This is a genomic window from Cobetia sp. cqz5-12, assembly GCF_016495405.1.
GTDB lineage: Bacteria > Pseudomonadota > Gammaproteobacteria > Pseudomonadales > Halomonadaceae > Cobetia.
On record NZ_CP044522.1, the window covers coordinates 1,319,561 to 1,343,707 of the forward strand.

The 24,147-nt window shown below is 60.6% G+C and carries 34 protein-coding genes and 1 tRNA gene; 23 read left to right on the top strand and 12 right to left on the bottom strand.

Features of this window, described 5'->3' with window-relative positions:
- The first annotated feature begins 634 nt into the window (after positions 1-634).
- Positions 635-2,311 (top strand): MFS transporter, encoded by a 1,677-nt coding sequence (locus tag F8A90_RS05635; protein WP_200019331.1) that lies wholly within the window; start codon positions 635-637, stop codon positions 2,309-2,311.
- 135 nt (positions 2,312-2,446) lie between these two features.
- Here F8A90_RS05635 and F8A90_RS05640 read toward each other — a convergent pair whose 3' ends face one another.
- Positions 2,447-3,514, bottom strand: coding sequence for a Bug family tripartite tricarboxylate transporter substrate binding protein (locus F8A90_RS05640; protein ID WP_200019332.1), 1,068 nt, complete (start codon positions 3,512-3,514; stop codon positions 2,447-2,449).
- A 392-nt stretch (positions 3,515-3,906) separates the two neighbouring features.
- Between F8A90_RS05640 and F8A90_RS05645 the strand changes: the two genes are divergently transcribed.
- From F8A90_RS05645 to F8A90_RS05655, 3 genes are all read left to right on the top strand, one after another.
- Positions 3,907-4,929 (top strand): adenosine deaminase, encoded by a 1,023-nt coding sequence (locus F8A90_RS05645; protein ID WP_200019894.1) that lies wholly within the window; start codon positions 3,907-3,909, stop codon positions 4,927-4,929.
- 157 nt (positions 4,930-5,086) lie between these two features.
- A tRNA-Gly gene (locus F8A90_RS05650) sits at positions 5,087-5,160 on the top strand.
- Positions 5,161-5,325: 165 nt separating this feature from the next.
- Positions 5,326-6,555 carry a tyrosine-type recombinase/integrase gene (locus tag F8A90_RS05655; RefSeq protein WP_200019333.1) on the top strand — a complete coding sequence of 410 codons (1,230 nt, stop codon included), beginning with the start codon at positions 5,326-5,328 and terminating at the stop codon, positions 6,553-6,555.
- Here F8A90_RS05655 and F8A90_RS05660 read toward each other — a convergent pair.
- The 9 genes from F8A90_RS05660 to F8A90_RS05700 form a co-directional block, all read right to left on the bottom strand.
- Positions 6,552-6,788 carry a helix-turn-helix transcriptional regulator gene (locus F8A90_RS05660; protein WP_200019334.1) on the bottom strand — a complete coding sequence of 79 codons (237 nt, stop codon included), beginning with the start codon at positions 6,786-6,788 and terminating at the stop codon, positions 6,552-6,554. The genes F8A90_RS05655 and F8A90_RS05660 overlap by 4 nt on opposite strands.
- Before the next feature lie 2 nt (positions 6,789-6,790).
- Positions 6,791-7,123 carry a hypothetical protein gene (locus tag F8A90_RS05665; protein WP_200019335.1) on the bottom strand — a complete coding sequence of 111 codons (333 nt, stop codon included), beginning with the start codon at positions 7,121-7,123 and terminating at the stop codon, positions 6,791-6,793.
- 90 nt (positions 7,124-7,213) lie between these two features.
- Positions 7,214-7,402, bottom strand: a complete 189-nt coding sequence (locus tag F8A90_RS05670; RefSeq protein WP_200019336.1) for a hypothetical protein — start codon at positions 7,400-7,402, stop codon at positions 7,214-7,216.
- Positions 7,403-7,586: 184 nt separating this feature from the next.
- Positions 7,587-7,958 (bottom strand): hypothetical protein, encoded by a 372-nt coding sequence (locus F8A90_RS05675; RefSeq protein ID WP_200019337.1) that lies wholly within the window; start codon positions 7,956-7,958, stop codon positions 7,587-7,589.
- Positions 7,955-8,173 (bottom strand): hypothetical protein, encoded by a 219-nt coding sequence (locus F8A90_RS05680; protein WP_200019338.1) that lies wholly within the window; start codon positions 8,171-8,173, stop codon positions 7,955-7,957. Before F8A90_RS05680 ends, F8A90_RS05675 begins: the two co-directional genes overlap by 4 nt.
- A gap of 8 nt (positions 8,174-8,181) precedes the next feature.
- Positions 8,182-8,796: a hypothetical protein gene (locus tag F8A90_RS05685; RefSeq protein ID WP_200019339.1), complete on the bottom strand. Its 615-nt coding sequence runs from the start codon at positions 8,794-8,796 to the stop codon at positions 8,182-8,184.
- 394 nt (positions 8,797-9,190) lie between these two features.
- A complete protein-coding gene (locus F8A90_RS05690; RefSeq protein WP_200019340.1) occupies positions 9,191-9,820 on the bottom strand; it encodes a hypothetical protein in 630 nt (209 codons plus the stop codon).
- A gap of 1,182 nt (positions 9,821-11,002) precedes the next feature.
- Entirely contained in the window at positions 11,003-11,278 is a 276-nt protein-coding gene (locus F8A90_RS05695) for a hypothetical protein (protein WP_200019341.1), read from the bottom strand.
- A 415-nt stretch (positions 11,279-11,693) separates the two neighbouring features.
- Complete coding sequence (locus tag F8A90_RS05700; RefSeq protein ID WP_200019342.1) at positions 11,694-12,482, bottom strand: LexA family protein; 789 nt, start codon at positions 12,480-12,482, stop codon at positions 11,694-11,696.
- Here F8A90_RS05700 and F8A90_RS05705 point away from each other — a divergent pair.
- The 4 genes from F8A90_RS05705 to F8A90_RS05720 all read left to right on the top strand — a co-directional run bounded on the left by F8A90_RS05705 (position 12,466) and on the right by F8A90_RS05720 (position 13,870).
- Entirely contained in the window at positions 12,466-12,654 is a 189-nt protein-coding gene (locus F8A90_RS05705) for a hypothetical protein (protein ID WP_200019343.1), read from the top strand. The two genes, F8A90_RS05700 and F8A90_RS05705, sit on opposite strands and share 17 nt — an antisense overlap.
- 62 nt (positions 12,655-12,716) lie before the next feature.
- Positions 12,717-13,211: a phage regulatory CII family protein gene (locus tag F8A90_RS05710; protein ID WP_200019344.1), complete on the top strand. Its 495-nt coding sequence runs from the start codon at positions 12,717-12,719 to the stop codon at positions 13,209-13,211.
- A gap of 81 nt (positions 13,212-13,292) precedes the next feature.
- Entirely contained in the window at positions 13,293-13,613 is a 321-nt protein-coding gene (locus tag F8A90_RS05715; protein WP_200019345.1) for a hypothetical protein, read from the top strand.
- Positions 13,614-13,654: 41 nt separating this feature from the next.
- Positions 13,655-13,870, top strand: coding sequence for a hypothetical protein (locus tag F8A90_RS05720; RefSeq protein ID WP_200019346.1), 216 nt, complete (start codon positions 13,655-13,657; stop codon positions 13,868-13,870).
- A 20-nt stretch (positions 13,871-13,890) separates the two neighbouring features.
- Here the strand turns inward: F8A90_RS05720 and F8A90_RS05725 are convergent, their stop codons facing one another.
- Positions 13,891-14,076 (bottom strand): hypothetical protein, encoded by a 186-nt coding sequence (locus F8A90_RS05725; RefSeq protein ID WP_200019347.1) that lies wholly within the window; start codon positions 14,074-14,076, stop codon positions 13,891-13,893.
- Positions 14,077-14,144: 68 nt separating this feature from the next.
- Here F8A90_RS05725 and F8A90_RS05730 point away from each other — a divergent pair, with 68 nt between their 5' ends.
- From F8A90_RS05730 to F8A90_RS05785, 12 genes are all read left to right on the top strand, one after another.
- Positions 14,145-15,152 (top strand): DnaT-like ssDNA-binding domain-containing protein, encoded by a 1,008-nt coding sequence (locus tag F8A90_RS05730; RefSeq protein ID WP_200019348.1) that lies wholly within the window; start codon positions 14,145-14,147, stop codon positions 15,150-15,152.
- A complete protein-coding gene (locus F8A90_RS05735) occupies positions 15,091-15,846 on the top strand; it encodes a replication protein P (protein WP_233593458.1) in 756 nt (251 codons plus the stop codon). Before F8A90_RS05730 ends, F8A90_RS05735 begins: the two co-directional genes overlap by 62 nt.
- A gap of 3 nt (positions 15,847-15,849) precedes the next feature.
- Positions 15,850-16,638, top strand: coding sequence for a BRO-N domain-containing protein (locus tag F8A90_RS05740; RefSeq protein WP_200019349.1), 789 nt, complete (start codon positions 15,850-15,852; stop codon positions 16,636-16,638).
- Positions 16,639-17,046: 408 nt separating this feature from the next.
- Complete coding sequence (locus F8A90_RS05745; RefSeq protein ID WP_225347799.1) at positions 17,047-17,349, top strand: hypothetical protein; 303 nt, start codon at positions 17,047-17,049, stop codon at positions 17,347-17,349.
- Complete coding sequence (locus tag F8A90_RS05750; RefSeq protein ID WP_200019350.1) at positions 17,346-17,882, top strand: VRR-NUC domain-containing protein; 537 nt, start codon at positions 17,346-17,348, stop codon at positions 17,880-17,882. The genes F8A90_RS05745 and F8A90_RS05750 overlap by 4 nt, the downstream gene beginning before the upstream one ends.
- A 35-nt stretch (positions 17,883-17,917) precedes the next feature.
- Positions 17,918-18,475, top strand: coding sequence for a hypothetical protein (locus F8A90_RS05755; RefSeq protein ID WP_200019351.1), 558 nt, complete (start codon positions 17,918-17,920; stop codon positions 18,473-18,475).
- A 187-nt stretch (positions 18,476-18,662) separates the two neighbouring features.
- Positions 18,663-18,875, top strand: a complete 213-nt coding sequence (locus F8A90_RS05760) for a hypothetical protein (protein WP_200019352.1) — start codon at positions 18,663-18,665, stop codon at positions 18,873-18,875.
- A gap of 63 nt (positions 18,876-18,938) precedes the next feature.
- Positions 18,939-19,469 (top strand): glycoside hydrolase family 24 protein, encoded by a 531-nt coding sequence (locus F8A90_RS05765; RefSeq protein ID WP_200019353.1) that lies wholly within the window; start codon positions 18,939-18,941, stop codon positions 19,467-19,469.
- A gap of 44 nt (positions 19,470-19,513) precedes the next feature.
- On the top strand, positions 19,514-19,867 hold the full coding sequence (locus tag F8A90_RS05770; RefSeq protein WP_200019354.1) for a phage holin, lambda family: 354 nt from the start codon (positions 19,514-19,516) through the stop codon (positions 19,865-19,867).
- On the top strand, positions 19,855-20,280 hold the full coding sequence (locus F8A90_RS05775; protein ID WP_175089174.1) for a hypothetical protein: 426 nt from the start codon (positions 19,855-19,857) through the stop codon (positions 20,278-20,280). The genes F8A90_RS05770 and F8A90_RS05775 overlap by 13 nt, the downstream gene beginning before the upstream one ends.
- Positions 20,264-20,491 carry a hypothetical protein gene (locus F8A90_RS05780; protein ID WP_175089175.1) on the top strand — a complete coding sequence of 76 codons (228 nt, stop codon included), beginning with the start codon at positions 20,264-20,266 and terminating at the stop codon, positions 20,489-20,491. Before F8A90_RS05775 ends, F8A90_RS05780 begins: the two co-directional genes overlap by 17 nt.
- A 179-nt stretch (positions 20,492-20,670) precedes the next feature.
- On the top strand, positions 20,671-21,180 hold the full coding sequence (locus tag F8A90_RS05785) for a KilA-N domain-containing protein (protein ID WP_200019355.1): 510 nt from the start codon (positions 20,671-20,673) through the stop codon (positions 21,178-21,180).
- Positions 21,181-21,197: 17 nt separating this feature from the next.
- On the opposite strand, the gene F8A90_RS05790 is transcribed toward F8A90_RS05785, so the two are convergent.
- Positions 21,198-21,389: a DUF2188 domain-containing protein gene (locus F8A90_RS05790; RefSeq protein ID WP_200019356.1), complete on the bottom strand. Its 192-nt coding sequence runs from the start codon at positions 21,387-21,389 to the stop codon at positions 21,198-21,200.
- A gap of 109 nt (positions 21,390-21,498) precedes the next feature.
- Between F8A90_RS05790 and F8A90_RS17680 the strand changes: the two genes are divergently transcribed.
- The 3 genes from F8A90_RS17680 (at position 21,499) to F8A90_RS05805 (ending at position 24,146) form a co-directional block, all read left to right on the top strand.
- The gene (locus F8A90_RS17680) at positions 21,499-21,825 is read left to right on the top strand and encodes an HNH endonuclease (protein ID WP_267906765.1); all 327 of its coding nucleotides are present in this window, start codon (positions 21,499-21,501) and stop codon (positions 21,823-21,825) included.
- Positions 21,826-21,950: 125 nt separating this feature from the next.
- Positions 21,951-22,430: a phage terminase small subunit P27 family gene (locus F8A90_RS05800; RefSeq protein WP_054557049.1), complete on the top strand. Its 480-nt coding sequence runs from the start codon at positions 21,951-21,953 to the stop codon at positions 22,428-22,430.
- A 6-nt stretch (positions 22,431-22,436) separates the two neighbouring features.
- A complete protein-coding gene (locus tag F8A90_RS05805; protein ID WP_200019358.1) occupies positions 22,437-24,146 on the top strand; it encodes a terminase large subunit in 1,710 nt (569 codons plus the stop codon).
- Position 24,147: the final 1 nt, after the last annotated feature.

Sequence of the window (24,147 nt, forward strand, 5' to 3'; positions counted from 1 at the left end):
GACGTGTCATGGCGACCTCTAGTGTTATTGGATTGTGGTAGCGGCACATGTCGTGGGTCAGGCGCTGGCAGCGGTTGAGCGAGAAGCTCGCCCTGCAGCCGCGAACCTGACAGCAACCTTACAATTCTGTAAGGCGGAACTTTGTTCTGTATGGTGAAATTAGACTGCCCCCTGATGGCTCGCAAGATACCCATTCGTCGCACCGACCTTGGTCGAAAGGGGTGTTTGCGCACCTTTGCGGTGCATTTTTGTGAATGATCCGCCTGGATATCGTGTCGGAATCTGGCGGTGTCCAGCGCTCTCCTGCTCCTGTTTCGCTCCTCTCTTGCTCCTGTTTTGCTCCTGTTTCGCTGCGTTCTTGCTCCTGATTCGCTCCGCTCCTGTTTCTCTCTCGCTTGTCTTTCATGCCTCCCTCGCTCCTCTCCCATCAGGCCCGAGCGAGGCGCTTGCGCTAGCCGCGTGAGCTGTTCGTCCATGGGGCCATGGCTTGCCTGTCGTGTTTGAAACGTTATACGGCGTTGCAGCAGAAGCGTGGCCCTCGGGCTTTGGTCTAGCGTGTAGCCGGTGGCCAGACTGCGTGCTGACCGGGTGCCATCGGCAATCGTGCAAGGGGACAGGGGAGGGGAGAAGACTCATGGCCAAGGTGTTGGGCAGCGTGTGGGCGTTGTTGCTGGGTATCGTGCTGATCATGCTCGGCAATGGCATGCACTTCACGCTGATCGGTCTGCGCGGCGGCATCGAGGGCTTCTCCTCGGCGGAGCTGGCGATCGTCACCTCAGGCTACTTCGTGGGCTTTCTCTCCGGTGCGCGCTATACACCGGTGCTGATCCAGCGGGTCGGGCATGTACGGGTGTTCGCGGCGCTGGGCAGCTTCATCTCGGCGGCCTTGATCGCCTTGCCACTGCTGACCGAGCCCTGGGCCTGGACCCTGCTGCGCTTGCTGATCGGCTTCTGCATGTCGGGCATCTATGTCACGGCGGAAAGCTGGCTGAATGCGGCTGCCAGCAACGAGACGCGCGGCAAGGTGCTATCGGCCTACATGATGGCGCAGACGCTGGGCATCATCGGTGCTCAGGGCCTGTTGACACTGGGCGATGCCGCGACGCCGGTGCTGTTCATCTGTGCCTCCATTCTGGTATCGATCTCCTTCGGGCCAATTCTGCTGTCGGCGGCCGTGGCACCGGCGGTCGAGGTGTCGCGGGCCATGTCGTTTTCGAAACTGTTCAAGGCCTCTCCGCTGGGCGCCATCGGCATCTTCCTGCTTGGCAGTGTCTATGCGACCCAGTCGGGGATGGGCGCGGTATTCGGCACCCAGGTGGGCCTGTCGGGCTCACATATCGCCCTGTTCATCGCCATGCTGTTCGCCGGTGCACTGGTGTTGCAGACCCCGATCGGCTGGCTGTCGGACCGCATGGACCGCCGCGTGCTCATCTGCGGCCTGTCCGCCGCCGGGGCAGGTTCGTGTCTGTTCGGCTGGATGGCGGGCGATGCGCTGTGGCCGTTGATCGCCTCGGCCTTCTTTGCCGGTGGCGTGACCACACCGCTGTATGCGTTGCTGCTGGCCTTCACCAATGATTCGCTGTCGGCCGAGGAGATGCCGGGTGCCTCAGGCGGGCTGGTGTTCGCCTTCGGGCTGGGCGCCATCGTCGGGCCGCTGGCGGCAGGTGGCGCGATGGAGGTGATGGACCCCTACGCCTTCTGGCTGGTGCTGGCGACCACCTTCGTGGCCATCTCGCTGTATGCGCTCTATCAGATCACCCAGCGCGAGATGGTGCCGGTCGAGGAGACCGACAGTTACCTCAACATCCTGCCGACGGCATCACCGATGGCGGTCGAGGTGGCGGTGGAGTGGGCGCATGAGCACGCCGAGGATGAGCAGCTGGCTGCCGAGGCAGCCGAGGCGGCGGCTCAGGAAGAAGCCTTCGAGGTCGCGCTGGAAGAAGCCTTCGAGGAGGCCCTGGAAGAGGCGCTGGAGGAGGCATTCGAGGCCAACGTCGCACCGCTGGAGGAGGCGGAGCTGGTGGCGTCGGACCACGAGTACGTAGCAGAGCCGCTGCTCGAGGCTGACGCAGATACGGAAATCGCGTTCGAGACGGAGCGGTTATCCGAGCTGTTGCCGGAAGTGGGAATGGGTCAGGGGACAGAGCCGGCAACAGCAACCAAGCCTTGCTCTGAGACAGGTTCTGAGACAGATTCCGGCGCTGAGACAGGCTCGGACTCGGAGTCGCATGTAGAGCGCGATCAGGCAACGCCCTATCAGTTCGACCCCGACCATCAGCCGCCCAAGGGGCCGTGGCCCTCCATGCCCTGAGGTCTGTGGGGAAAGCCAGTCAGTCGCGAAGACGCCACCCCGGATAACGGGGTGGCGTCTTGCTTTCGGCAGTCGTGAGCTCTGCCAGGCGAGTGCGTACTGGCTCTCAGTGCCCTGGGGCTGTGCCTCAATGCCTTATTGCAGGCCCAGCTCCTGCGACAGCTGCTCCACATCGCTGACCTGCTGGGTGATGAAGCGATCCAACGCCTTGCCGGACTTGTGGAACGGCATCAGGCCGTTGTCCTGCATCACCTGCTGCCACTCGGGCGCCTCGGCCATGCGGTTGAGGGTCTGCTCCCACCAGTCGAAGGCGGCATCCGATGCGCCGCCCGGCAGGTAGAAGCCGCGCCAGTTGGGTGCGACCACATCGATCCCCTGCTCACGCGCGGTGGGAATGTCGCTGTACTGGCCGGGCAGACGCTCTTCACTGAACACTGCCAGCAGGCGCAGATGGCCGGATTCGACGAAGCCGCGGGCCTCGGTCATGTCGCCGGTGAAGGCCTCCAGGTGGCCACCCATCACCTGGGTGATGGCGACGGAGCCTGAGTCGTAGGCGAGGTACGGCAGGGCGCGCAGATTGTCGATGCCCGCTTCACGCGCCGCCATCAGCACCTTGAGGTGATCGAAGCCACCCGCGACATCGCCACCGGCGAAGCGCACCGCCTTGGGGTCTTCCTGCATGGCGGCCAGCAGCTCGTTCAGCGAGTGATAGGGCGAGTCCTCGGCCACGGCAATCACGCCGTAGTCGGCGCCGAGGGTCATCAGCCAACGTACGTCGTCGACCTTGCCGTCCTGATAGGCATGCTGGCCCAGGCGGGTGGTGGTCGCACTCGAGGCAGCGACGATGACCTGCTCATCGTCATGGCGCTTGGACTTCACATGTGCGAAGGCGACGCCACCGCTGGCACCGGGCACGTTCAGCGTCTGCATGCCGGCGGGAATGAGGTTCTGCTCATCCAGCAGACGGGCCACGCTGCGACAGGTGAAATCCCAGCCACCGCCGGGCTTGGCGGGTGCGATGCACTCCGTCTTGCCCTGCGGGGCGAAGTCGGTCTGTTCGTTCTGCACCTCTTGGGCGGCGTTGGCGCTCAAGGGCGCCAGCAGGCCAATGCTGAGCAGCAGGGCAGCGGGCAAGGCGCCAGTACGCTGTCGAGATTGCTTGCGGCGTGAGAAGGGGGGGCGGGCTGAGGATGTAGCGTGCATGGCAGTCGTGTCCTTGGTGTTCAGCGTCGATCGTTATGGTTATGTCAGTCAGCGCGGCATGGCGCTTGGCGTTGCTGGCTGTCGCACGCTCATGACTGTTGTGGTGAACCTGTGTCATGGCCTTGTGTCATGGCCTTGTGTCATGGCCTTGTGTCATGGCCTTGTGTCGTCAGCTTGCGAGAGTGCGAATGAACGAAAATAGCCTATTTTGGCGAGTCGCGGAAAGGCGCAGCAGGCAGGCAGTGCGCAGAGAAATCGCATTTCCCGCGCCGTCACTCCTCAAGGTGGTCTCGGGATTGCTAGAATTGCGCCATCAGGCTGTGGTGAGCGCTCCGCGATCTTCCAGCCGCCGCCTTTCATTGAGGAGACGGGCCATGACCCTTACCCCGCGCATGCACGACTTTCTCGCCCGCCTGCCCAAGGTGGAGCTGCACCTGCACATCGAGGGCTCGCTGACGCCGGCCTTGATGTTCGAGCTGGCGGCGGAGCAGGGCATCACATTGCCCTACGCCACCCTGGAGGAGGTCGAGGCGGCCTATGACTTCGCGGACCTGCCCGCCTTCCTCGCGCTCTATTACCAGGGCATGGGCGTCTTGAATGACGAGTCACATTTCTACCGCCTGGCGCAGGACTACTTCCGCCGTGCGAGCGCCGATGGCGTCAAGCATCTGGAGCTGTTCTTCGATCCGCAGGCGCATCTGGCGCGTGGCGTGAGTCTGGAAACCCAGTTCGCGGGGCTGGAGCGCGCCTGTCGTGAGGCGGTGAAGGAATTCGACATCACCTCGGCCCTGGTGCCGAGCTTCCTGCGCTGTCATTCCGCGGAATCTGCTCGCGAGCTGTTCGAGGCGCTGATTCCCTTCGAGTCGCGCTTCGTGGGCGTCGGCCTGGACAGCGCCGAGATCGGCAATCCGCCGGAGAAATTCACTGAGGTCTTCACGCTTGCAGGAGAGCGTGGCTGGCACCGTGTCGCGCACGCAGGCGAAGAGGGGCCGGCTGCGTACATTCGCACGGCGCTTGAGGTGCTGGGCGTGGAGCGTATCGACCACGGTGTGCGCTGCCTGGAAGATGCCGCCCTGGTCGCGGAGCTGGCTGAGCGGCGTATCCCGCTGACGGTGTGCCCGCTCTCCAATGTCGCGCTCAAGGTGGTGGAGCGCATGGACGACCACCCGCTGCCGAAGCTGATCGAGGCGGGCCTCAACATCACTCTCAACTCGGATGACCCTGCCTATTTCGGCGGCGGCATGCTCGACAACTTCATCGCCGTGCAGCAGGCGCTGGATCTCAGCGAGAGGCAGTGGCTCACCCTGTGCCGCAACGCCATCGACGCCGCCTTCCCGCAGCGCGCCGAAGGCCTCGGCATGAGTGACGCCCGCCGTGGCGTGCTGCTGGCGCAACTCGATAGCTGCGCAGCCTGAGAATTATCACTGGCGCTTGAATACTGAATGCAATCAACGGCTTGGCCCGCAACATCGCCTGCGCGACGCGCCTTGTGGCAACCGCTCCATCAGATGTTGCTTGACCGCGCTAAGTCGTTGAGTACAATGCAGTTCTGCGTGCGCAATGCACCGCCCTGCGGGTGTAGCTCAATGGTAGAGCAGAAGCTTCCCAAGCTTAAGACGAGGGTTCGATTCCCTTCACCCGCTCCAATAGGGCATTTCCTGATGTTCTAAATTGATTCTAACCTCCTGATTTTGCTATCAAATAGCAGTCGGGAGGTTTTTCGTTGTGCGTCCATATATCCCTGTAGGTCGATCATTCCTGTATGTTGTCGTGTATGTTGTTTGAGAAACATACACGAGGCCCCCTCCGACATGAAACGCACCGCCATCAAGCGCCGCCCTTTGGCCGATTCCGTGCTTGCCAATCTTGAGCCTGAGCAACGCATCTATCGCGAGAGCTATGGTGTGGACCGCCTGTATTTCGTGGTGTTACCTAGCGGCACCAAGCGATGGGAAATCAGGTACAAGCGTCCCTCAGATGGCAAGTGGGCGTGGGTTGGCGCTGGTAGCTATCCCAAGATTTCTGCCAAGCGTGCACGAGCCAAAGCGTTGGAGGTCGCCGCCATGGTGGACGAGGGGATTGACCCTATTCATGGTGAGCAGCAGCAACAAGGCATCTCATTCCGTGAGGCATCGAAAGCCTGGTTCGAGCACAAGAAGGTCCAGGGGAGAGCAGCCAAGACGCTCACGGGCATGCAGCTCTGGATGAAGAATGATGCTCTCCCAATGCTGGGTGACATGCCTCTGACGGATGTGGGGCGCAAGGAGTGTGCTCAGCTGCAAAAGCAAATTGAGGATCGCAAGGCGCACAACACAGCGGAAAAGAGTCGAGTATGGCTGAAGCAGATATTCGACTATTCCATTGCAAGTGGCTGGGCAGACAGCAACCCCGCGACCAATCTTGTGGCCATAGCGGCGCCGACGCCTGTAGCAGACCGCTACCCGCACCTTATGGAATCCGAGCTGCCGGACTTCCTGGCCAAGCTGAGTCTTAGCACGAGTTCGCTGCATGTGCGTACAGCTGCCCGGGTTGTGATGCTGACTGCATCACGACCCGGGATGGTTCGAATGGCAGAGTGGCAGGAGCTCGACCTCGAGGAGGCTATCTGGAGTGTCCCTGCTGAGAAAATGAAGACCAGGCGGCCTCATCGTGTGCCACTTTCCAAACAGGTGGTTCAGCTTTTGAAGGATCTCAAGCCCGTGACCGGACGGTCGAGGTGGGTATTCCCTGGGCAAGGGGAGGCTCCGACCATCAGCGATATGAGCATCAATGGATGCTTCAAGCGTATTGGCTATGGTCGGAAGATGACAGGTCACGGCGCTAGGCATACCGCCAAGACATTGCTGGCTGAGCATGGCTGGAGCCGAGACTGGACAGAAACTCAGTTGGCTCACAAGCGCCCAGGACTCGAGGGCGTGTATAACCAGGCTGAGTATCTGGAGGAGAGGAGGGAGATGATGCAGTGGTACGCCGACTATCTTGATGCCTTGGAAGCCGGCGATGGTAAGGTGCTGAAGAAGCTGTCACGCAAGACTGTCTAGCCACGAGTTGCCATTCGCTGGGTCATCCATTGATCGATCTCGCTTTCGACCCAGCGGATCTGGCAGGTACGGAGTTCTTCCCTACCGAGCTTGATGGGTTTCGGAAAGTCCGGATCTTCATTGCGCAGCTTGTAGAGCTTTGACCGTGACAAGCTGGTCTTTTCAATGAGCTCATTGGTAGTGATGAAGCGGAGCTCGTGTTCGCTGTGTAGTGCTTGAGCTGTATCTGACATTTTCAGTCTCCTTGATATCGACCTTGGCCATAGCCCATGGCCTCACGTTCTTGCTCTTCCTGTCGCGCCGCCTGGTACTGCTCCACGGCCTGACGCACGCCGGGCATCTTCATCAGCAGGGCATGTGCTTGTCGCCAGTGATCGCGGCGCCGACTGATCATCACGATCAGGTCTTCCAGTGGCAGCGCCTCACCATCGTCAGCGGCGTACCCGGTGCCGTGGCAGTGAGCACAGGGCGAACGATGGAAGACGCCTTGGAATGTGCCGCTGCCACCACACTGCGGGCACGGGCCATGTGCTGGCGGCTCCCACGTTGATTGCGATACCTGACGCATCTGGCCTCCCTGTGGACACAAAAAACCACCTCATGGGTGGCCGTGATAGTCGAGGTCGTCGACTCTCGATATGCCTTGATTTACAAGGAGTTATTGCTTGTCTTCATGCTCTGGAGGGGGAGGTCGTCGACTCTTGAGAAATTCTTCCAGGTATTGAATTCGCTTCTTCTCGGCTCGATTGACCTGCCTGCCGACATCCCAGATGACGAGCGACATAAGCCCCCAGATGGCCAGCGTGATGCCTATGGCGATGAGTGCGTCAGTAATGGTGATGTTCACTGGTTGTCGCCCTCCGCCTTCAGTCGCTCCCACTCGCGTTCCACAGCACCGCAGTCACATAGCAATCCCGGCCCTGACATGGGGTGCCACCCCGGAACAGAAGAGCAGTTGGCGTGGTGTTCTAGCTGGCATTCACGCTGGATTTTCCACGCGGTCGGAAAGTCGAGCATGTCAGTACGGGTATTCATGCCTCGCCCTCCGCCTGCTTGCGGTATGCCTCAGCGGCGTCGCGTAGGTGGTCAAGGATCTCGTGATGATCCTCGTAGGCGTTAGCCATATCCTCCAACGCCTCAGCCTTCATGCGGGCGTCGCGGCGGGAGAGGCTGGCGACAGGCTCCCGATCCATCACTGCCCTGGCGTCACGCGAGTAGTCCCAACACATGGTGCCGTTGTGCGCCAGCTGGTGCGTAACCTGCTGCAATGCTGTCAGCTCGCGCATGGCGTAATCCTTCCATGCCACCAATTCATCACGCTCAGCCTCCACCTTCAGCGCGGCCTCTCGAAACCGGTTCTTCTGCTCGATGGTGATCATCGGCATGTCGCGTAGAGTGGTCATTGCAGCATCTCCCCAATGTGTTTCATCAGCCGCTGCCGGGCCATCTCAACCTGCGACGGCGTAAGAATGTCAGCGAACATCAATCGCGTAATGGCGTCGGCCTGGCTGTCCCACGCTTGTGATCTGCTGGGGGCGATATCCACACCCTGATCAGCCAGCTGCTGCGTGATGCTTGGGGCCAGCGCGCCCATCTGGATTTCCACTTGCTTACTCATGCGGCCTCCTATTCTTCACGCTGGCGGTACTGCTTGATGCCCCAGACAATAGCGTGACAGCACCATAGGTAATGGAATTGGTAGCGGCTATCCGAATATTCCCAGAAGTCCTCTAGCAGTCCCGGCGCCTCGGGGCAGTCAAACTCGCGCACTGCCGCGATGGCCTCATACTCATCGTTACAATTGAGCAGGTTGTCCCGTAGGTACTCTTTCACCTCTCCTGTGGTTTCAGGGTCGGGCAAAGCGTTACCTTCTAGCCATTCCTTCCATTCCTGGACAACGTTGCGATGGTGGGCTTCTGAGTCCCACTCTGTGGTGATCGCACGACTACCCTCAGGCCCTGCGCCTGCCTGGATTTTCTCCTGCCAGTAACCGGGACTGATGCCGTGCTCCCCGTCACCAAAGAACTCGAACATGTCTCGGGTGCGGGAGAAAGTGAAGGTGCCCATGTCACCGGCAATGGTCAGATAGCCTGGCCAAGTGATCAGATCGAAGTAGCAATCACGCGTCTCGGGACGCTGAAACCTGAGGTGTCGGTATAGCCCGTTATCGTTTTGGATCTCCATGACATGCCGAGCGATGTCGCGGGAAAAGCGTTCTGCGATCTCTTCTTCTCTGTTCATGTGTTATCCGTGTCGAATTGTGTCGAACAAGCACTAAAGGGGTAGAACAAGCATGAAAAAGCCCCCTGAAAGGAGGCTTGAGTAGCGTGCTTTGATATTTCTGTTAGTTATATCTGCATATCAGTGGATAGCGATCAGTCATCACTTAGAGTTGTCAGCCACATCATAAAGAGAGGGATACTGATAACAGTGATTGACATTAGGAAGGTGGCAAGTAATTCCAATGGCTTATTGCTTAGTCTGTAGGGGGGGGGCGAGGCAATGATATCAGGTGTGGTTAACTCCAACTCTTCTTTGGCCGGCTAATGTTCAACGGCTGGTGTTTTAGTAACCAGTGCCTCTTGCTTGAGCTTTTCGGGGTAGCGGCGCAAGTTTTACTGCGTGAGGGGATAGTTCATGACTTCACCTTGCGATGGCCTGCGTCGTAGAGTGCGCCCAGCAGGTACTCTTCCGACAGTGCCCCATGCAGCTCGCGCTTATGAGCGTCAGCCGCGGCCTTGGTGATCTGCTTCATGTCCTCGATCGCCGTCTCGCGCTCGCTGCGGATGGGGCGGAAGCAATCATCCCCGTATGCATCCAAGGACATCACCCCGTTACCGCAATCAACGATGAACGCCGCCACCATGCCGGCAGGCTGCTTGAAAAGCGCTATAACCTCACACTTGCGCCATTCCTCGCAGTAGCTGGCTTCGCACACGCACCCCACTGGCGGCAGAAAAGGGGGGCCATTCCAGTCGCTTGGATCGACTTCATCTGCTGAGGTGGTTGGAACCGCATCGCAGACTGGCCGCTCGAGGTGTTGGACGTGTGCCAGTAGCGCCTCTTCCCATTGTTCCCGGGTGATGACGATGCGGCGCTCATGGGCGCCTATCCATGCGTAGTGCCATTCGTTGTTGGTCGGGCCCTTGATCCAGCCCTCGAGATCGCCGTGGCCGTTGTCGGTCGGCAGATTGCAGTCCGTCTCGGGCCGCGGCCACGGGTGGGGGAGGTGCAGCAGGCTTTCCATCAGTTGATCGCGGGTCATGTCAGTCATCCTTGGTGAGCAGTGTGTCGAGCCAGCCACCGGCGAGCAGGCAAAAGAAAGCCGCCAGGCAAGTGGCGGCGATGAGTAGCGGGTGAATCATGATGATGCCTGTTTGAGTGAGGCGTAATCGCCCAGTCGTTTGGCAGTTGCCAACAGGTCGGCGGGCGTGCGTCTCAAGGTGCTGATGATCTCTTTATGACTGGGTGATGGTACTGGCTTGCGAGACCTGGTGGCTGGCTCAAGCAGTAGTATCGGGTCATGACGACCCAAGCGCGTCATGCGGGACAAGAGTGTCCCTTTCCCGATACCGAGCCGCTCGGCGTGTTCCGCCATTGTCGCAGTGACTCCATCAATGGTGACTCGGGTTCGAAGACCGAGAGCCATGAAGACCTCCTGCCGAGTGATGATTGAGCGCATAGGTCAGCCCCCAATAACGGCTGACCTATGAGCACAAAAAAACCCACCGTGTAAGTGGGTTAACAATCAGACAGCTTGCACAGAACTAATCCGCTGTTTCTGTATCCTTGGAATGGCGAGCATCTCTACGTATCCGGCCTATAGAGCCGAACGTCAACAGCACAAAAAGTAGGGCCAGACCCAGGCCCATCCATACTGCTTCAGTGCCCATAGATTTATTTCCCCTTCAGAACCCTGCAATTTCCAGGATTTTCAAGTGTAAAGGGAAAATGGGCTTGATTAAACCACTCATGTTTATGGCTGACGCAGATGGTAGTTCCGGCTAAAAAGGCCCCGTCATGGACGTGACGGGGAAGCACAGGCACTGCAGGGAAAGGGCATCGGGAAGCGGTCGCGCTTTGCGAAGGCTTGCCATTGCACTCTCGGGTGGGCTCTGCCATTGGCAAAGCCCCATGCCATTCCCAGTATTTCGACAGCCCTGGGCGGCGTACTCCCAGCGGCCTCTCGCGTGTCTAGCGCTACGGGCGGGCTGGGCATGCCTGATTGTTAAAGAGCAGCCGCATTGCCCGGCGGTTCGGGACTCATCAGGCGATACCGGCAGTGCCGATGCCCTCTGATAAGCGCTGTCTCTCCAGCTGTCACACCACTTGCCCAGGTGTCGGGGGTAAGGCCGCTAGCGCAAGGGAGGAACCGGCGCCTTACCTGCGGGTGGTTATGCTCGCAATCCCCACTGGCACCACCTGCTGGCCTTGGGGCGAGGTCCGATCAGCGACTGGCAAGCTGCTGACCATGCGTAATCTGAGGGGAGCAGAGGCTGGCGGCATTGCCATGGAAGTCCGGCCAGCCGCGGCGTTGTGATTCAGCGAAACCGGCCTTGGCGTCTTCCTGCCACATGGCGGTCATCTCGCAGTATTCGGCTTCGCTGGCGGACAGCTGGCGCGGACCATCAGTCTGCTGGGTGAGGCTGGCGAGCGTGACCAGACTGCCGACGATGACGGCGAGGGTGATGGCTGAACGATGCTTGCGGGCTGTGTCGGTCATGGGCTGCTCCAATCCACTCAGTGACGATGGCGATGTGCCGTGTCGATGGGAAAACAATACTCAAACGCATCGTTTCGTTCAATACTTTTATGTATTAAGTTTCGTTCGGGCATAAAAAACCCGCCACGGTGGGCGGGTCAGATGTACTGCGGGAGGCTTAGCGGTCTACGTTCTCGATACGGCGCTTGTACGCTTCGGCGGTCTGAGTGTCTGCTTGCTGGGCCGCTCGTTCGAAGATGCTCGGCTCGCCCGCGCCAGAGAGAGAGGGGTTAGGATCATTGGTACCCTGATTCGTCGGATATTTTTCCGACCCTGGCACGGATATTTTTCCGACCCACGGGGAGGGTGTCGCCAGTGCCACCCCCAGAGCCTACCTACTTGAACCACTCTCTCTGGTTACGCGTGCGCGCGGGGATTATCTGGGCTGGCGCAGCCATAGCGACCCAACAACGACACCTATGATTTGGCAATTTCCGTTAATGTGAATCCACGGATCGGGCCATGCCGGATTGCGGGCCTTTAGCATTCGGCCACCGCCGGGCTCTTCTACGAGCTGCTTGAACGTAGCCTCGTTATGATCTGTCAGCAGGGCAACCACGTCGTCACCGTCGTATGGTGCCACTTCAGGATCGACGTAGATGATTAGGCCAGGCTCATATTTCGGCAGCATGGACTGGCCGCGAACCCTCAATGCAAATGTGCTGAAGCTTGACCCTGGCGGTCTGGGGACTATTTCGTCAGCAGTGAAGTCTATTCCGTCCATGCAGGTGAAAGCTCCCGCCTGCACCCATGAGATTACTGGAACGTAGCCATCCAGTCTCGGTGCTGAAGTCAGGCTGTCGGAAGTGCTGGGACCGGTAGGCATGGCGTCGATCTTTGCGGCACCTCCCCCTTTCCTGAGCACTTCTGGCAAGACGCCAAGGGCGCTTGCGATGCGCTCGACGTTTGCCTGACGCGGGTCTTTGCTGGTGCCCGCAATAATCCGATGAACCGTCGGCTGCTTCAGGCCTGCACGGCGTGCAAGCTCTCCCTCTGACCAGCCCTTTTCAGTCATCAGATCCTTGATGCGTTCGCCAAGGCGGTTCATCTGGGTATCCCCATGATTCAAATTTGAATACGGGATTGTATTGCCTGTGCTAATACGTTTGAGTATTATCTGGCTATGCTTTTGAGTATTGGAGGGGTCGATGAACTTGAAGACCATGGTGGCCGCTCTCGTTGAGTCCGGGATGAGTCAAGCAGCGATAGCCAAGGCATGTAGCACCAATCAGACGACTATTTTCCGGGCTGCCCACGGCAAAGATGTTCTCTATCGGACAGGGCGTGAAATCGAAAACCTTTATTTACGCCGCGTTGCCAGCAAGAGCACCGCCTGACACCCACAGCATAGCCCGCCGCCCATATCGGCTTAAACGGAACGAACACGGAGAAATTGACCATGGATGCCCATACAGAGATCGAGCGAGACATGGATGCCTTCCTGGACGCAGTGCACGACGTGGCGTTCGAGTGCCAGCCCAAACAGCTGGCGAGTGATCTGGGCATGTCAGCCAAGTCCATGTATCGCCGCCTCAGCGAAGACGAGCCGATGCCGCTGCGCTTCATCGATTTCGTGGGGATCTTCTGGAACGTGGACCGCGAGCACCAGATGCGCCTGATGGCTCCGTTTCTGGATTACCTGAGCATGGTAGCGGTGCCGCGTTGTGCGAAGGGCGAGGTGAGCCGTGGTGACGTGTTCGCGTCAGTGCTGGATGCCCAGCAGGGGCAGGGCGCGATGGCAGCGCTGATTCAGGCAGCGATTGCCGATGGGGAGGTAGACGAGGAAGAGGCGGCGCAGCTTGAGGCGCAGCACAAGGCCATTGAGCAGCAGATGAGCACCCTGATGGGACAGCTGCAAGCGATGCGCAAGCCGCTGAAGGTGGTGAGCCGATAACCGGGCACCAGATACAAAAATCCCCCGAAGGCGTCCAAACCAGTACGGGGGAAGCATCTCAAAACGCCAAGGAAGTATGGCATGACGATCAAGACGAGTGAAGCCAGGCAGATGTTGACCAGCTATCGGGGTTGGAGCTGTGAGTCCCTCAAGGCTGAGACCTATCGGCTGGCGGTGATGGTCGAGCAGCGCGAGCGAGTGGGTGGCGTGATTGACCTGCGCATGAGCATGCAGCACCACCTGGCCGTGGTGGCCCTGCTGGAATGCGGCAAGGGGCAGGGTGAGACGGCGCAGGCAGATGCCCGCCGTACGCTGTCGATCGACCACCACATGAGCGAGGCAGGGCGTTTCGAGCGCCTGTCACTGGGTATGGCCGCCAAGGGCGATGAGGTATCGGCATGAGCATCACGGCACGAATGAGTTCAGCACGCCTTCAGACAGAGATGTCTCGTGCTGGCCGCAAGATCGCCAAGCTGAAGGAGCTGCTGGCAGACCAGCCGCGCCTCACCGGCGAATATCACTCGGCCTATGCCGCCTGGCACCAGTGCAATGCGTTGCTGGCGGCCCGTCGCGGCGACAAGGACGGCGATCTGGGCAGCATGCAGTGGCATCAGGCCCGCGCTGCCAAATATCTGACACTGGCGGGAGGTGAGGCATGAGCATCACGGCACGAATACCCCTACGGCTTCCGGCTGAGCTTCTCCTGAAGAATGTGAAGCATGTAACCGCAATGCCCGTCGCCCCAATGCGCGATCAACTTGAGGTCGTCGGCGTTCTCATCGATGAAGTCATTGAAAAGCTTAACCGCTCGACGTTCGCGCTCAATTTCATCCTGCTGCGCCGCTTCGTGCTTCGCGTCATCCATGTCCCGCTCCTTAGTTTCTCGCGTGTTGTGACCGCCTTAGCTTACACCCGATCACAAACGAGCCGTCAATGCGCGATGCGGGGGTATCGCTGATGCAGTACCTCGTTGCTATCAACCAAGTCAAGGCCGTCGAGTGGGGGCTCAATGCTCAGCAGGCGATGCTGTTTGCGTTTCTGCATCAGGTGCCGACCTGGGCAGATGCGCGTCAGATCGATGGCCACACCTACTTCAACATCGGCAAGGGGAAGATCTGCGAAGAGCTTCCGCTGCTGACTGATAAGCACGACACCGCCTACCGACTCATGAAGCAGCTGGCCAAGATCGACCTGATCGTGATGACCAGTTGCGACAACCGGACGTACATGCGCCTAACCGAGAAGGGTGTGACCTGGGGACGCTCGACAGGGTCGGAAAAATCTCCGATCCGTCCCTCGGCGCCTGATTCTCAAGGGTCGGAAAAAAATCCGACCTCGGAAAAATCTCCGAGAGGGGTCGGAAAAATATCCGTGCCAGGGTCGGAAAAATCTCCGACGAATCAGGGTACCAATGATCCTAACCCCTCTCTCTCTGGCGCGGGCGAGCCGAGCATCTTCGAACGAGCGGCCCAGCAGGCAGACAACGGCCAGCCGCAAGCGACTGCCGGTGCCCGTCAGGTGCCGATGACGTTGGACTGGCAGCCGGATGCCACTCACTGGCAGGCGGAGACGATGCGCCGGGGTAATCCATCCCTGACATGGGATCAGGGCGAGCTGGCGGACTTCACCTCGCATTTCGCGGATCAGCCGGGCCGGAGGCACTCGCATCATGCCTGGTGTACTCGCTTCGTGCGCTGGGTGAGTGAGAACCGAAAGCGAGAGGCGGCCCGCCAGGCCCGCATGAGTCAGAACGCCAACACATCGAACAACACTGCACGCAACGCTGGAGGCACCCATGGAAGCCGTCGCTCAACTGGTCCAATCCGTAACTCGAAACTCTCAGCCGCTGAAGGGCGTGCACTCATTGAGCAGCGCCGCCGTGAGCAAGCCGAAGGCCAGCCGCCGTCCGGCGACGTCATCGATGGCGAGTGGAGCAGCTGATGACCTGCCACGGGTGAGCCAGAAGGCGGTGGATGCGTTGTTCGATCGCTTGGCCCAGCTGCATGGCGCTCATTGGCACCGACACTGCCGCGAGATGGGCTGGGGCATGGAGCAGGACGGCCAATGGGTCAGCTGTGACGTGGACGGTGAGTGGCTGGCGGCTTTGGGTCACCTGAGCACCCAGCACTTGCGCTGCGGTCTACAAGCCGAGAAGGCCCGCACTGCCAAGTCACTCAGACAGCGTGGCAACGCCTTCCCGCCTGACTCCGCGATGCGCTTTGCTGAGCTTTGCGAGATGACGCCGGAAGGCATGGGCCTGCCGGACTTCGATACCGCTTGGCAGGCATTGCAGGACCACGCATTCACCGGCAAGCCGTACCCGCATGAGGCCATCGCCGCCGCGGGCGAGCACATGGACCTTCACGGCATGGCCTCTGCCAGCTATCAGCGCATGGACAAGCACGAACGTGCCTTCCGCGTGTATTACCAGCAGGTGGTGGAGCGCTTTGCCCGGGGGGAAGACCTCAAGCCGCAAGCGGCCATTGGGCATGACGGCCAGCTGTCACCGGCAGAACGTGCCGCCATGGCGGGCCAGGCCCGCGCCCAGCAGCAAGCCGAGGCCGCTGGTCTGCCTCACACAATGAATGCCGATCAGGGGATGCGTTCCCTGCGTGCTGCACTGAAAGGAGCTTGACTCATGAGCAACGTGATCCCGTTCGAGTTTGATGACCAGCAGGTGCGTGTGGTTGAGGGCGATGGGGGTGAGACCCTGTTCGTGGCTTCTGATGTGGCGTTGGCGCTTGGGTACTCCAATCCGCGAGATGCCGTCAGTCGCCATTGCAAGGGTGTCGTGAAACGCGACATCCCCACGGCTTCTGGCATTCAGTCATTCAGCATGATTCGCGAGTCAGATCTCTATCGCCTGATCGTCAAGAGCAAGCTGCCTAGCGCCGTATCGTTTGAAGAATGGGTGTTCGATGAAGTCCTGCCGACCATCCGTAAGACCGGCAGCTATCAGGTGGCCCAGCCTGCGCCGGCACCGGTAGACCCCACCACGGACATCTCCCGCGCCTCTGCCATTGCCAGCGCGCTTGATGGTGCTGCCCGGGCATTCGGCTTTGACGACAACATGCGCTTGCTGTCGGTGAATCAGGCCGTGCAGAAGCGTACCGGCATCAACCTGCTGGAAGAGCTTGGGGCGACCCACCTGCTGAGTCCGATGAATGAGCGCTACCTGACCCCGACCGAGCTGGGCATGCCGTTGGACATGAGCGCGATCGCCATCAACCGCCTGCTGCGCGACAAGGGCTTCCAGCGTCAGGAGCGTGACGGCAAGGGCAAGGCGTGCTGGGTGATGACTGAGGCAGGCCGCCAGTCAGGTGGCCGCATGCTGGATACCGGCAAGCGGCACAGCGACGGCGCACCGGTGCAGCAGTTGAAGTGGCCGGAAAGCATCTCAGAGGCGCTGCGGGAGGATGCGGCATGAGCCCGAAGCATACCCCCAAGACAGCCACGCCCGATCTGACTGTGGTGCCGGAGCGCTTTTGGTGTGAGTCGTGTGGTCGCTGGCGGCCCGCGAGCCAGATGAAAGAGCAGGTGAGCAAGTATGAATGGCAGTACCTGCTCGAGTGCAAGGAATGTCAGTCGAGCAAGGGCCATGCCCACCGGCCAGCAGTGAATGTCAGTCGTCGCTTGAAGCAGGGTGGTGCCCGATGAGCTATCGCCCCGCTGGCAGCTACAGGCGCCCGAATCGTTCAGCCCTGCGCCGCTGCTTTGCCTGCGGTAGTCGCGTGGCCATCCATCAGCTGGCGGGGTGTCTGGGGACGTGCAAGCGCTGCATTGCCCTGGGCGCTCCCCGCTTCAATGCCAATGGTGAGCGACTGAGGGGGCAAGCGTGACTGAGACCACACCCAAGCCCGCTGGCGGCCCACTGGCCCGCAAGGCCGCGATGTTGTGCCAGGCCGAGGGATTCCATCGCTATCTGGATCAGGCGCGCCGGGCTCGACACGGCATCGATACCAATGTGCTGCCGGATGGTACGCACAAGGAGGAAGACGCGGTGGACTTTATTCGCACGGCCTGCGGGGTAAAAAGTCGCGCCGAGATCGATCATGAGCCGAGGGCGGCGCACATGCTGCGCCGGATCATCACCAACTATCGCCGCTGGCAATCCAATCAGGTGAGGGCATCGTCATGAGCTGGGCAACACATCCTTCCGCCAAGGTGGCGGCCCGCAAGTCGCCGAACCGTACCGCCGGCCAAGCCCGCAAGTCGGCGCCACGCATAGACCGTGAAGGGTTGGAGCAGAAGGTGCTGATTCGCTGGCTGTACGCGCAACATCAGAACGGCATGCAGGTGGGGCAGTTGCTGGGCGGTGTGGTCTACCACGTCCCCAATGGTGGCAAGCGCAACAAGAAGACGGCGGCAGACCTCAAGATGCAAGGCGTGCGGGCAGGGGTGAGTGACCTGGTGGTGGCCACGGCCCGTGGCGGGTATCACGGGCTCTATATCGAGTTCAAAGCGGCGCCGCCACATGATGCCGCCCTGGCGAAGTCTCAGCGCGAATGGCTTGAGAAGATGGAGGGCAATGGCTATCTGGCGGTGCTGGCCAAGGGCGTGGATGAGGCCAAGGCGGTGCTGGTGGCTTATGCGAGCTGGCCCGAAACGGTGGTGGCCGGTGAGCCAGAAGTGATGCCGCATGGCAGTGAGTGGCGCAAGGCAACGGCATAGCGCTCACGTAGCAACCCGGAGCAGGAGGGCAGGACATGCAGCGGATCGAGGATATGGGGCTGGCGGAGACCTTCCGCCTGATCGAGAAGCTGCCGGAGGGCGTGAGGCGTCAGCAGGCGTTGGCGCATGCTCTGGATGAGCTGCTCGAGGAGGAGATCGAGTATCGCACCGGGCTACGCCATCAGAATGCCGGATGGCATCAGGTGTCATCGGTGGGCGGCATGGGGGAAGGGCGTGGCGAGTGCACGGGGCTGGTGGATCACGTCGGTAAGGCGGCAGAGCGCTATCAGCAGGAAAGCCAGTGGCGGACGATGGCGGCGGCGTTGCTGTCACGCCTGACCGATCGCCAGCGCATGGCGGTACTGCTGGCGGCCTATGCCATTCCGCCGGTGCAGCATTGCCAGTCACCGCGCATGATGACCCAATCGCAGGCCGTGGCGGCGCAGGTGGCGATTCTGGCACGACTGGGATGGGTGCCCGGGGCAGTGAAGGTGGCGCCGTTCAAGTCATCTACGTCGCTTCGAAAAGCAGCAGCGCGTGGCCGTGACTCACTACTGTATATGGTGCTTTCTCAGGCTGAAATGGCTGCCTGACTACCACATGTTGCAAAAGTGGCCGCGAGAGGGTACGATCCAGCTATTGTGTGATTCTTGCGTCTCTGGATCACCGCTCATTTCAAGGCCCTGCCATCTGGCGGGGCTTTTTCGTTGGGCATCGTTTGTGAGTCCAACACTGCCAAGCTATATCCTGACGGCGTTATTCACACTAGAGGGTGCAATAGTGCCGCATGAATTGATTCATCCCACCTTGGTGAACGAGGCGAAGCGTGGTGATATGCGCTCGCTCGGAGAAGCGCTTTGTGTGGTATGCGACGATATTGGTATGGAGTTGGCTGATGTAATGGATGAGTTCGATTTTTCAGGACTGGAGTTGGAGCTCGCTAAAGAGGCACTTTCTCAAGGCCGTTACTTCCGACGATTACGCGGTAGTTGACGGCTGTCTCGAAAGCCCTGCCATCCGGCGGGGCTTTTTCGTATCTGCTTACCGGTGATTCCCATGCCTGCACATGCCCCCGCGCACTGGCTCGATGAGGTCGAGCTGGTGGGCTTCGATGCGCCTGTTGATCAGGCAGCTGATGACGCCAGCAATCTGGCGGCCTTCCTGGACACCATTGCCTATGCCGAGGGTACGCCCCGCTTCAGCTCGATTGAGGGTTATGACGTGCTGGTGGGTGGCAAGACCTTCGATGGCTTCGATGATCACCCCCGCCAGTCGGTATGGCTGCCGAATCTGGGCATTCACTCGACGGCAGCTGGCCGCTATCAATTTCTGATCCGTACCTGGGATGACCTGGCTAAGCGCTTCCACCTGCCGGACTTCTCGCCGGCCTCTCAGGATGAGGCGGCCAAGCAGTTGATCCGCCAGTGCCGGGCATTGGGGCTGGTGTATGACGGGCGCATCGCTGAGGCCATCCACGCCTGCCGGCGCATCTGGGCGAGCCTGCCAGGGGCAGGTTACGGCCAGCGTGAGCTTGATACCGATGAGCTGCTGGGCGTGTACGTGCGTGCTGGCGGCCACATCGCATAACGATAACGACGAACTACGCAGGGCCTACCGACTCAGGAGGCCATATGCATGATGACGACCACGAGCCCGCCGATATGCCACACCGCGATCCATCGACATGGCAGATGCTGCTGGAGTGGCTACAGCCGTATCAAGCCAACCTCTATGCAGCGGGGCTGTCATTCGCGATCGCACTGCTGCGCGGCCTGCATGCTGGTGGCCGCTTCTACAAGTCATTGCTCGAGGCGACCCTGGTAGGTGGCCTGACATTGGCGCTCAAGCCGCTGCTGGACTGGGGCGGCTTGGATCAGGACATGGCCGTGGCCATCGGGGCTGCGATCGCTTTCCTCGGTGTCGAGTGGCTGCGTGCCAAGTCTGACGCCATCTTCGATAAGGTGCTGGGACGATGGCTGCACTGATCACGACCGCGTGGGCATGGGGCCGCAAGCTGATATCAGGCGTGAAGATCGAGGTCATCCTGATGGCGGTGGTGCTGGGCTGGGGTGCGATGAAGACCTATGAGGCGACCAAGGCCGAGCAGCATGCCAATGATCTCAAGGCTGAGCTATCCACCGAGAAGGCGGTCAACCGCGGGCTCGAGATGATGGCGCTGCACTACGGCAATCAGATGAAGCGATTGTCCGTCGCATTGGAGGCACGCGAGGCCAGCCGCGCTCTGGATGACCGTTCAATCATGGCTGCTCGGGCAGCTGCACGCCGGATGGAGAGAGACGATGCGCCGACTGGGGATTGGGCTGACCGGCCTGTGCCTGACGCTGCTGCTGAGTGGCTGCAGCGCCTTCGAGAGCAAGCCAGTGGTGATGCCCACTGAGTGGCAGTGCACACCCGAAGTGCCGAGCTATCTGCTCAATCCACTGCCTGCGCCTGATCGGCCAGTGACATCCAACCGCGATCTGCTCAGCCTGCTGGCCGACTATGAGTCACAGCGCCGTCGCTTCAATGCTGACCGCACGGCGACGGCCTCTATCCTCGAGCGCCTGGCCGATGGGCCTGATAGCGCCGAGCAGACGACTGCTGAGTGACACCACAAGAATTGAAAAGCCCTGCCTTCCGGCGGGGCTTTTTTGTGGGCGCTTCACCCGCGCCCGGCACTTACCAGAGCCTTTCAGGATAGAGCCTGAGGAGCGCCGATGGCTTCATCGGGCCTCTCTGGGTTGGCGACTCCTGGGTGACAGGCTCTATCTCTAAAAGGCTTCTACCGATGACAAACGTTATTCCATTCGATTACGAAGGCCAGTCGGTCCGCTTCAACACAGATTGCTGGATCAATGCTACTGACATTGGCAAGCGCTTTGGCAAGAGACCGGCCAAATGGCTGGAGCTTCCGCGAACCCAAAGCTATATCGCTGCCTTGGCTAGAGCGATGGGGAGGACCGATGTCCGAAAATCGGACTTCGGTCTCGTGATCACCCGAAGAGGCGGCTTGCTACAAGGCACATGGCTGCATCCCAAGCTAGCGGTGGCCTTCGCGCGATGGCTGGATGATGACTTTGCCGCATGGTGTGACCTACGCATCGATGCGTTGATGCGCGGTGAGCTGAGCGCTATGCAAGAGTTCGAGAAGGCCTGTCGCGCACTGGATGACCAGAATGCCAAGGGCAGCCTTGCCGGTCGCGAGCTGGCCAGCCATCGGTGGGTCAAGCCGGCGCTGGAGTCTCGCGCTGACTACTGGCGGCAAGAGCTCCAGATGGCGTTACCCATCGACTCATGATCACTCCCTTGTCCTGGTCACAGTACGCGGTCTCGCCCAGTGCCTCCGTCGCGGATGACATAGAGCTTGTATCCCTTGATATGGGCGAGAGTCTCAGCGTACTCACGGGCTTCGGCTTCCTGCTTGAATGTCTTGTGCGGCATATCCTCGAGCTCACGACGTACTGCCCAGCCGTCAGTGCAGCGATAGAGATATAGCTCGAGCATCATGGGAGTCTCCTTTGATCGGTGTCCCTGCATGTTCGTGTATGCGCAACTCTCAACGTAGTAGAGGAGATGGTCTGTGCCTATCAAACCGCCGCGACCCTGCAAGGCCCCCATGTGTGGTGGCAAGACGACTGCCTCTCACGGGTACTGCGAGGCGCATGCCGATCGCGCCATCAACTGGGGCAAGAGTAAGCGAGGCGGGCAAGGCCGAGGTGGTCGGCCATGGCGGCGACTGAGAAACGCGATTCTCAAGCGTGATCGCTATCTCTGCCAGCCATGCGAGCGCATGAATCGCATCACGCCAGCTACTGAAGTTGATCACATTGTGGGTAAGGCTCAGGGCGGCACAGACGCCGCTGACAACCTCGAGGCGATCTGCAAGGCCTGCCATCAGACCAAGACGGCAAGCGAGGCGCTGGCGGCCAGATCAGGCGACTGAGGCAGGACCTGAGAGGGGGGAGGGGGGTGCAATCTCTACCACCTTTGGGGGCGGCCACCGTTCCGTTACGTTTCTTTCTCACACCCGCGAAATTGAAAAATCAGCCTAGCGCGAAGGATTCTCAGATGACACGAGGTCGCAAGCCCAAACCAAGCCACTTGAAGGCGGTGCAGGGCAACGCCGGCAAGCGTGCCATCAACCATGACGAGCCCGAGGGCGATGCGCTCGATGAAGCCCCGCCGGCACCCGACTGGCTGTGCGAGATCGGCCGCGATGCCTGGGACAAGCTTGCGCCCTGGTTGGTCGGCTCCAAGATCCTGACGCGCTCTGACCTGCATCAGCTTGAGGCCTACTGCGATGCCTACGCCACCTGGCGGCAGGCCGTGGTCGAGATCCAGCAATGCGGCCTGGTGCTGGAAAGCCCTGCCACCGGTGCCCCCATCAAGAACCCAGCTCTGACCGCGAAGAATGAGGCAGCCCGCCAGATGACCACATTCGGCAGCGCACTCGGTCTCGACCCGTCCAGCCGAGCACGCTTGGCCGTGCCCGGGTCCAAGGATGCCGCCAACCCCTTCGCCGAGCTGCTGGGTGGCAACAAGCGATGACACTCAATGGCCAGCTATCCCAACGTCAATGCTGCGAACAAGTACGCTCGGGACGTGGTGGCTGGCCGGATACCCGCTTGCAAGTGGGTCCGCCTTGCCTGCCAGCGTCATGTCGATGAACAGAAGGCGGCCAAGACGCGCGCCTTTCCCTATCGGTTCGATCGTGACGCCGCCGAGCGGGCATGCGCCTTCATCCAGCTGCTGCCTCACACCAAGGGCAAGTGGGCGCGCGAGCGCAAGCTGATCACGCTCGAACCCTGGCAGCTTTTCATCTTCAGTGTGCTGTTCGGCTGGATGAGCAAGCGCAGTGGGCAGCGCCGTTACCGCGAGGCCTACATCGAGGTACCGCGAAAGAACGGCAAGTCAGTGATCGCCGCGGGCGTGGCCACCTACATGCTGGCCGCCGATGGGGAATACGGCGCCGAGGTCTACTGTGGTGCCACCACAGAGAAGCAGGCTTGGGAGGTCTTCCGCCCGGCCAAGCTGATGCTGCAGAAGTCACCGGCCCTGATCAGCGCCGCCGGCATTGAGGTGATGGCCAAGAACATCAGCATCCCCAGTGACGGCTCCCGCCTGGAACCGATGATCGGTGACCCGGGCGACGGCTCGAGCCCCAGCTGCGCCATTGTCGATGAGTTCCACGAGCACCAATCGCCCAGCCTCTACGAGACCATGCTGACCGGCATGGGGGCCCGCGATCAGCCGCTGATGTTCATCATCACCACTGCCGGCTTCAACCTCGCTGGCCCTTGCTACGACAAGCGCCGGCAAGCGCAGCAGATGCTCGAGGGTGTGGTTGATAACCCTGAGCTCTTCGCGCTGATCTACACCATCGATGAGGGCGACGACTGGCAGTCACCGGACGTGCTGCGCAAGGCCAACCCCAACTTCGGTGTCAGCGTCAGCGAGGAATTCCTGCTCAAGGCGCAGCGCGATGCTATCCAGTATCCCAGTCGCCAGAACTCCTTTCTGACCAAGCACCTCGATGTCTGGGTCTCGGCACGCAGCGCCTGGCTGAATATGGCCACCTGGCTGGCGGCCGGTGATGACTCGATGTCGCTGGACCAGATGGAGGGCGAGCCCTGCTGGCTGGGTGTTGACCTTGCCAGCAAGACCGACATCGCCGCCATCGGCCTGATCTTCCGCAAGGTGCGAGAGGACGCCAAGGTCGAGTGGCGTGCCTTCGTGCGCAGCTACCTGCCGGAAGGTGCGATCGAGCGCGCCAGCAGCAACCGCGCTGCCTATGAGGGCTGGGTCAACTCCGGCCACCTGATCATCACTGATGGTGAAGAACTCGACTTCGAGGTCATCCGGCAGGACATCCTCGACCTCTCCAGTCGCTTCGATGTGCAGGAAGTCGCCTACGATCCCTGGCGGGCTACCCAGCTCGCCCATCAGTTGATGCAGGAAGGCGCGCCAGTCATCGAGTACCGCAACACGGTCCAGAACATGAGCCCCGCCATGCGCGAGATGGAGGCCGCCGTCACTGGCGGTCGCTTCACGCACCCGGCTGACCCGCTGCTCACCTGGATGGCCAGCAACGTGGTCGCCAAGGCCGACGCCAAAGAGAACATCTACCCGCGCAAGGAAGCCGCCGACAACAAGATCGACGGCATCATCGCGCTGCTCATGGCGTTGGGGCGTGCCATCACCCTCGATGTCGAGCCGCCCAGCCTTCTCGACTCCCTCTCAGACGACGACTTCCTGGTCATGTGAC

Bases quoted from the DNA above. Each gene is read 5' to 3' on its own strand.
- F8A90_RS05730 (WP_200019348.1), top strand. From the start codon at position 14,145: ATGCGCGATGCGGGGGTATCGCTGATGCAGTACCTCGTTGCTATCAAC.
- F8A90_RS05800 (WP_054557049.1), top strand. From the start codon at position 21,951: ATGACACGAGGTCGCAAGCCCAAACCAAGCCACTTGAAGGCGGTGCAG.
- F8A90_RS05700 (WP_200019342.1), bottom strand. From the start codon at position 12,482: ATGGTCTTCAAGTTCATCGACCCCTCCAATACTCAAAAGCATAGCCAG.
- F8A90_RS05635 (WP_200019331.1), top strand. From the start codon at position 635: ATGGCCAAGGTGTTGGGCAGCGTGTGGGCGTTGTTGCTGGGTATCGTG.
- F8A90_RS05695 (WP_200019341.1), bottom strand. From the start codon at position 11,278: ATGACCGACACAGCCCGCAAGCATCGTTCAGCCATCACCCTCGCCGTC.
- F8A90_RS05720 (WP_200019346.1), top strand. From the start codon at position 13,655: ATGTCTCGTGCTGGCCGCAAGATCGCCAAGCTGAAGGAGCTGCTGGCA.
- F8A90_RS05655 (WP_200019333.1), top strand. From the start codon at position 5,326: ATGAAACGCACCGCCATCAAGCGCCGCCCTTTGGCCGATTCCGTGCTT.
- F8A90_RS05750 (WP_200019350.1), top strand. From the start codon at position 17,346: ATGAGCTGGGCAACACATCCTTCCGCCAAGGTGGCGGCCCGCAAGTCG.
- F8A90_RS05680 (WP_200019338.1), bottom strand. From the start codon at position 8,173: ATGAGTAAGCAAGTGGAAATCCAGATGGGCGCGCTGGCCCCAAGCATC.
- F8A90_RS05770 (WP_200019354.1), top strand. From the start codon at position 19,514: ATGCATGATGACGACCACGAGCCCGCCGATATGCCACACCGCGATCCA.
- F8A90_RS05775 (WP_175089174.1), top strand. From the start codon at position 19,855: ATGGCTGCACTGATCACGACCGCGTGGGCATGGGGCCGCAAGCTGATA.
- F8A90_RS05790 (WP_200019356.1), bottom strand. From the start codon at position 21,389: ATGATGCTCGAGCTATATCTCTATCGCTGCACTGACGGCTGGGCAGTA.
- F8A90_RS05685 (WP_200019339.1), bottom strand. From the start codon at position 8,796: ATGAACAGAGAAGAAGAGATCGCAGAACGCTTTTCCCGCGACATCGCT.
- F8A90_RS05690 (WP_200019340.1), bottom strand. From the start codon at position 9,820: ATGACCCGCGATCAACTGATGGAAAGCCTGCTGCACCTCCCCCACCCG.
- F8A90_RS05710 (WP_200019344.1), top strand. From the start codon at position 12,717: ATGGATGCCCATACAGAGATCGAGCGAGACATGGATGCCTTCCTGGAC.
- F8A90_RS17680 (WP_267906765.1), top strand. From the start codon at position 21,499: ATGTGTGGTGGCAAGACGACTGCCTCTCACGGGTACTGCGAGGCGCAT.
- F8A90_RS05725 (WP_200019347.1), bottom strand. From the start codon at position 14,076: ATGGATGACGCGAAGCACGAAGCGGCGCAGCAGGATGAAATTGAGCGC.
- F8A90_RS05785 (WP_200019355.1), top strand. From the start codon at position 20,671: ATGACAAACGTTATTCCATTCGATTACGAAGGCCAGTCGGTCCGCTTC.
- F8A90_RS05645 (WP_200019894.1), top strand. From the start codon at position 3,907: ATGCACGACTTTCTCGCCCGCCTGCCCAAGGTGGAGCTGCACCTGCAC.
- F8A90_RS05660 (WP_200019334.1), bottom strand. From the start codon at position 6,788: ATGTCAGATACAGCTCAAGCACTACACAGCGAACACGAGCTCCGCTTC.
- F8A90_RS05665 (WP_200019335.1), bottom strand. From the start codon at position 7,123: ATGCGTCAGGTATCGCAATCAACGTGGGAGCCGCCAGCACATGGCCCG.
- F8A90_RS05675 (WP_200019337.1), bottom strand. From the start codon at position 7,958: ATGACCACTCTACGCGACATGCCGATGATCACCATCGAGCAGAAGAAC.
- F8A90_RS05765 (WP_200019353.1), top strand. From the start codon at position 18,939: ATGCCTGCACATGCCCCCGCGCACTGGCTCGATGAGGTCGAGCTGGTG.
- F8A90_RS05705 (WP_200019343.1), top strand. From the start codon at position 12,466: ATGAACTTGAAGACCATGGTGGCCGCTCTCGTTGAGTCCGGGATGAGT.
- F8A90_RS05715 (WP_200019345.1), top strand. From the start codon at position 13,293: ATGACGATCAAGACGAGTGAAGCCAGGCAGATGTTGACCAGCTATCGG.
- F8A90_RS05740 (WP_200019349.1), top strand. From the start codon at position 15,850: ATGAGCAACGTGATCCCGTTCGAGTTTGATGACCAGCAGGTGCGTGTG.
- F8A90_RS05755 (WP_200019351.1), top strand. From the start codon at position 17,918: ATGCAGCGGATCGAGGATATGGGGCTGGCGGAGACCTTCCGCCTGATC.
- F8A90_RS05805 (WP_200019358.1), top strand. From the start codon at position 22,437: ATGGCCAGCTATCCCAACGTCAATGCTGCGAACAAGTACGCTCGGGAC.
- F8A90_RS05640 (WP_200019332.1), bottom strand. From the start codon at position 3,514: ATGCACGCTACATCCTCAGCCCGCCCCCCCTTCTCACGCCGCAAGCAA.